The sequence below is a fragment of the bacterium genome (assembly GCA_040753085.1).
Taxonomy (GTDB): domain Bacteria; phylum UBA9089; class JASEGY01; order JASEGY01; family JASEGY01; genus JASEGY01.
This window is the reverse complement of record JBFMHI010000176.1, coordinates 1-5,670: the sequence shown is the minus strand read 5'-3', so window position 1 is coordinate 5,670 and position 5,670 is coordinate 1. Positions and strand designations below refer to the sequence as shown.

The window sequence follows — 5,670 nt, the reverse complement described above, 5'->3', positions numbered from 1 at the left end:
AAAGCTTCGCGCTATCAACCTCAGCGATGATATGGACAAGTATTGGGATTTCCATATCAGAGAGGAACAGAAACGTCTTTACGGGACTTACGAATGGAAAATGGCTGCATGAAAAGTAGCCACACCCTATTTAATTCTGATCAGGGGTCACAATTTACCAGCTTAGACTTTGTCTCTAAGTTAGAACAAAACAACATCTGGGTAAGTATGGATGGGAAAGGGAGGGTAACAGATAATATTTTCACCGAGAGATTGTGGAGGACATTAAAATACGAGGAGGTGTACCTTAAAGATTATCAGAATGTTTGGGAAGCAAGACAAGGTATCAGCGACTATATGAGCTTTTATAACCAGGAAAGACCACATCAGTCTATTGGTAATAAGACACCCGCAGAGGTATATTTTGGTAGAAACAACTAAAAAATAATGACTCAAAACTGTAACTTAAAAAACGCTATTTTTTGTCTTGACAAATGGGTCCACTTTAACCACGAATACCTTGCATTAGGTCTGCCGATTGCCTCTGGTGTGGTGGAAGGCGCCTGCAAAAATCTGGTCAAGGACCGGATGGAGCGTTCAGGGATGCGGTGGCAGGTTGACGGTGCCGAGACAATGTTAAAGCTTCGCGCTATCAACCTCAGCGATGATATGGACAAGTATTGGGATTTCCATATCAGAGAGGAACAGAAACGTCTTTACGGGACTTACGAATGGAAAATGGCTGCATGAAAAGTAGCCACATCCAAATCTTTTAATCCCATTTACCCTACCCTTAAATTACTTTCTTCGTGAACTTCGTGTTCTTCGTGGTTTATTTTTGCTTTTCCCTACCTAATCATACAGGTCGAAAAAATTCGACCTGTACGGTTAGGAATTACAAGCAATTCTCCTCAAACCTGAAAGGTTTGAATTTTACATAACCACAGGTGAAACCTGTGGAAACGAAACATCTACCACAGCTCAACCCTGAAAGGGTTGAATTCTATGTGATGGATAATATTCGACCCTTGCAGGGTCGAGCGTTGCAGGTGTATTTATCTTCTGTAGCTTGCATCTACGGCTATTTAAAATTTGACGCTTTCAGCGTCAGTAGTCTACAACCTTAACCGTACGGGTCGAAAAAATTACTTGATAGTGAAGGGAATATGTGGTATATTGGTAACTGGTGAGCTCGGATCGATGGGCTAATTACTAAGAGCCTATCCCCAAACCTCGGCGCGAGGAAAGCCGATAAGTAACTATTCAGCCACAAAGCCACTAAGGCACGAAGAGAATGATGGAATAGCACACGGATGACACAGATTTTGGCGGATTCTCACGGATTTTTTCTAATAAATTTTTATCCGTGTCAATCCGTCTCATCCGTGTAATCCGTGTGCTATTTGTCTTAGTGGCTGAGTAGTTACGCCGATAAAGGAAGCCGCTCCAACTGCCGATGGATAGGGAGTGCCCGTGGTCGCTCCTTAACGGTGGCGGCTCGGATCGGTTTGGGGATAGGCTCTAAAGACAAGTGAGGTAATTAATTATGGCAAAGGTATGTTATTCTTGTGGTAAATGGCCTCAGGTAGGCAATCAGGTGAGTCATTCCAACCGAAAGACGAGGCGAAGATGGCTGCCCAATCTTCAATCTATCAAGATTGTCGAGAATGGACGACATCAGCGGGTTCGAGTCTGTGCCCGCTGCCTTAAGACAGGCAAAGTAGTCAAGGTAGTCTAATTTTGAGGAAAGGATATATATGATGGTGGAAACACAGGCCCTCGAGACCTTCCTCGACAAGATGCCGTCAGCCCCCTTGAAACTGGCTCCAGAAACAATATTTTGTATTGACCGGCCGCTAACCGTAGAGGATTTTTACGAATTGGTAGATGAAGACACTAACGTCGAACTTATCGAGGGGGTTATAACTACGAAGTCACCCGTTTCTTATCAACACGAAACGCTTTTTAGTTTTCTACACACAATTCTTACTCAATATGTTGAAGAACGTAACTTGGGTCAGGTCTTGGGTTCTCGGACAGTGGTCCGGATTACAAATTATACCGCGAGAGAACCTGATCTATTGTTCGTCAGTAAAGATCGCCTCTCAATCATTCATAAAAATGACCTCGTTGAGGCCCCTGATCTGGTGATAGAAATTGTATCTCCCTATGATAGGCGTCAAGAAATAATCACCAAACAGGTTCAATATGAACAAATTGGTGTCCGTGAGTTCTGGCTGATTGACCAACCGAAGCAGCAAATAATTATTTACGATCTGGATACAGGAGGCCGATTTGTAAGACGCCCCCTTCAAGGCAATATCATCCACTCAACCACGGTTGACGGATTTCAGATTCAAATCGAGTGGCTTTGGTCTGAGCCCGGAAGGTTCCCCTCAACTTTGTCGATAGTTAACAGCCTTCTTAATACTGGTAGAGTGGAAAGCGAGCACAAAGGTCTTTAACCTTTTCTCTTACCTCAAGGATGTTTTTTTCATCTTCAATTCGGGATAGAATAGTCCCTATTAGGTGAGCGATTGTGACCATCTCAGGTTCATTCATCTGGCGGGTGGTTAGGGCTGGCGTCCCCAGGCGAAGGCCGCTGGTTATCCTGGGAGGTTGGGGATCGTAGGGGACGGCATTTCGATTGACGGTAATCCCTGCTTTTTCTAAGGCCTCTTCAGCTTCCTTGCCGGTTATACCTTTATTCCTTAAGTCAACCAACATCAAGTGAGTATCTGTCCCTCCGGAGATTAATCTGAAATTAAGTTTGCTTAGCTCCCGGGCTAAGGTTTGAGCATTACTTACGATTTGTTGTTGGTACTCGATAAAAGAAGGCTGAAGGGCTTCTTTGAAACAGACGGCCTTAGCCGCAATGATATGCATTAATGGCCCTCCCTGGGTGCCGGGGAAGATAGCCTTGTCCACTAAGGCCGCATATTCCGGTTGGCAGAGGATCAGGCCACTTCTTGGACCACGGAGGGTTTTATGGGTAGTAGTGGTGACAAAGTGGCAGGGTCCAAAGGGAGAGGGGTGGAGATCAGCGGCAATTAAACCGGCTATGTGGGCGATATCGGCGGTCAGATAAGCCCCTACTGAATCGGCTACCTTTCGGAAGGCTTCCCAATCAAGGGTCCGGGGGTAGGCGCTTGCTCCGGCCACAATCATTTTAGGTCTGGTGCGTTCAGCCAGGCTGGCCAGGTCATCGAAATTTATGATCTCGGTTTCTTTATCCACCCCATAAAAGACCACCTTGAATAGTTGTCCCGAGAAGTTGGCCGGACTGCCGTGGGTAAGATGACCCCCATGGCTCAAATTGAGTCCCATAATGGTATCCCCTGGTTTAAGAACAGCCAGGTAGACGGCCATATTAGCCTGAGATCCAGAATGGGGCTGGACATTGACATGGTAGTCGGTTTTAAAGGCCTCTTTGGCCCGCTTAATGGCCAATTCTTCGGCTTGATCCACGAACTGGCAGCCGCCGTAATATCTCTTCCCCGGATATCCCTCGGCATATTTATTAGTCAGCACTGATCCCTGGGCCTCAAGGACCCTGGGACTGACAAAGTTTTCTGAGGCGATCATCTCTAAGGTATTGTTTTGCCTCTCTCTCTCATTTTTAATAATATCAGCTATCTCAGGATCAAATTCCCCTAAAGTTTCCATCTATGTATACTGTCTCGAATGGCACTGACTTAAGCAACGAGACCATTGAGAACCCTCCATTCTACACGAGATATTTTTAACATTGTCTCTGTGTCTCTGTGGTGAACGATTACAAACCAAGATATTCCACAAAACTATCTCAAACACACCCCAGTTCCCGCAGTCAGGTGCAGCGACTGGTTAGGCAATTGTCTGTGGGGATGCCTTGCTAATTATCTGCCATTGTGCCTCAATGGTATCCGCTGACAAATCAGCACCACAATCCCATTCGACAAAGTATCCGCCATTGAAAACCTTCAGAAACTCGCTGTAATCTCGAAGGGCTTCAAATGTTTCATATTCAAGATAGGGACTGACATCAAAATTGCCAATGCGACCGTCATCTGCAACAATGGATAATACCCAATGGGGTTGTGGAAAAAGTTCTATTATTCTCATTGATCAAGTCCTTTGATTGGAAATGGTGTTTTACCGTTTACAGCCAGGTTCCAGTCAGCAAGTAAATCTTCTTGATGAATTTCAATCCACGCGACCACCAGTTTGTGCTTATTCGGTGGTAGGTTACCAGCCAACAGTGATCCGTCAGGAATTGAGTACACTGCAACTTTCCCTTGGTAATCAGCATGGATGTGTGGCACTTTATGTTTCTCGATATCTCGAAAGAACATCCGAATAAGAATTCCATAAAACATTGAAATTGTTGGCATTACGTTTTTCCTATCGTGTGGGCTTTTTTCACTCGACTGGCTATCGCTCATGACTAGTCTGTGAAACGAACCGCTCTATCCTCTTTAAGGCCTCTTCAATATCCTCAATAGAAGCCGCATAGGAACAGCGGATATGTCCTTCGCCACATTCTCCAAAGGCTGGGCCTGGGACAACGGCCACTTTTTCCTCTTCAAGTAGGCGTTCGGCAAATTCTTCGGAGGAGAGGCCGGTAGATTCGATGTTAGGGAAGATGTAAAAGGCCCCTTGCGGCCTAAGACAATCGAATCCAATCCCTCTGAAACCCTCCGTAATCAAACATCTCCGCTGGTCGTAGGATGAAAGCATATCCATATAGGCTTCTTGTCCGTTTCTTAACGCCTCCAGGGCAGCTTTTTGGGCGAGGATAGGGGCACAGAGCATGGTGTATTGGTGAATCCTGGTCATGGCGTTAACAAAAGAAGGGTTAGCGGCCGTATAACCTATCCGCCAGCCCGTCATAGCATAAGCCTTGGAAAAGCCGGAAAGCAAAATAACCCTTTCTTTGGCTCCAGGCAGGGAGGCAAAAGAGGTGTGTTTCCCTTGGTAAGTCAGAGGACCGTAAATTTCATCAGAGATAATAACCAGATTGTGCCTTTGGGCGACTTCTAAAATAGAAAGCATCTCTTCCCGTTTAAGGATGGCGCCGGTAGGGTTGTTGGGATAGCCCAGGAGAATAGCCTTACTTCGCGGGCTGACGGCTTTTTCTATTGACTCGGCCCTTACTCTGAATTCATTTTTGAGGCTGGTAGGTATAGTAACCGGGACCCCTCCGGCCAAAAAGGTATCCGCCTTATAAGAAACATAACACGGCTCCGGAATGATCACCTCTTCACCCAGATTAATGATAGCCCGAAGAGCCAGGTCCAGCCCTTCACTCACCCCGACGGTAATCAGGATTTCGTGGTGGGGATCAAAGGAGGCTTGATATTCTTCTTCCAAATGCCGGGCGATTTCCTCCCGCAGCTCGATCAGCCCCTGATTTGAGGTGTAAGTGGTATAACCTTTTTCCAGGGCATATATCCCTGCTTCCCGGATATGCCAGGGAGTAACAAAATCTGGTTCTCCCACGCCCAGGGATATTACCCCCTCAACGGCAGAGACCAGATCGAAAAACTTGCGGATTCCAGAAGGAGGCAGGTCTATGACCCTTTTAGATAAGAGAGTATCGTTGAGTTGGGGGTAGCCGCTGGTGGGTTGTCGAGTTTCGAGTTTCGAGTTCATTTGATCTCCAGGTTTGTAACTACTTAGGTTTCGGGTTTCGCCCCCACGAAGTGGGGG

General features: G+C 46.2%; 6 protein-coding genes and 2 pseudogenes. 4 read left to right on the top strand and 4 right to left on the bottom strand.

What is annotated here, in order from left to right; all coding sequences use genetic code 11:
• The first annotated feature begins 126 nt into the window (after positions 1-126).
• The 4 genes and pseudogenes from AB1797_12810 to AB1797_12795 all read left to right on the top strand — a co-directional run bounded on the left by AB1797_12810 (position 127) and on the right by AB1797_12795 (position 2,444).
• A pseudogene (locus AB1797_12810) lies at positions 127-420 on the top strand (integrase core domain-containing protein).
• A 72-nt stretch (positions 421-492) separates the two neighbouring features.
• A pseudogene (locus tag AB1797_12805) lies at positions 493-690 on the top strand (ISKra4 family transposase).
• 835 nt (positions 691-1,525) lie between these two features.
• Positions 1,526-1,717 (top strand): 50S ribosomal protein L28, encoded by a 192-nt coding sequence (gene rpmB, locus AB1797_12800; GenBank protein MEW5768471.1) that lies wholly within the window; start codon positions 1,526-1,528, stop codon positions 1,715-1,717.
• A 19-nt stretch (positions 1,718-1,736) separates the two neighbouring features.
• Positions 1,737-2,444: a Uma2 family endonuclease gene (locus AB1797_12795; protein MEW5768470.1), complete on the top strand. Its 708-nt coding sequence runs from the start codon at positions 1,737-1,739 to the stop codon at positions 2,442-2,444.
• Here AB1797_12795 and glyA read toward each other — a convergent pair.
• From glyA to AB1797_12775, 4 genes are all read right to left on the bottom strand, one after another.
• Positions 2,404-3,645: a serine hydroxymethyltransferase gene (glyA, locus tag AB1797_12790; GenBank protein ID MEW5768469.1), complete on the bottom strand. Its 1,242-nt coding sequence runs from the start codon at positions 3,643-3,645 to the stop codon at positions 2,404-2,406. The two genes, AB1797_12795 and glyA, sit on opposite strands and share 41 nt — an antisense overlap.
• A 180-nt stretch (positions 3,646-3,825) precedes the next feature.
• Positions 3,826-4,083, bottom strand: coding sequence for a DUF2442 domain-containing protein (locus AB1797_12785; protein MEW5768468.1), 258 nt, complete (start codon positions 4,081-4,083; stop codon positions 3,826-3,828).
• Complete coding sequence (locus AB1797_12780) at positions 4,080-4,352, bottom strand: DUF4160 domain-containing protein (GenBank protein ID MEW5768467.1); 273 nt, start codon at positions 4,350-4,352, stop codon at positions 4,080-4,082. The genes AB1797_12785 and AB1797_12780 overlap by 4 nt, the downstream gene beginning before the upstream one ends.
• 40 nt (positions 4,353-4,392) lie before the next feature.
• Entirely contained in the window at positions 4,393-5,613 is a 1,221-nt protein-coding gene (locus AB1797_12775) for an aminotransferase class I/II-fold pyridoxal phosphate-dependent enzyme (GenBank protein MEW5768466.1), read from the bottom strand.
• Positions 5,614-5,670 lie beyond the last annotated feature (57 nt).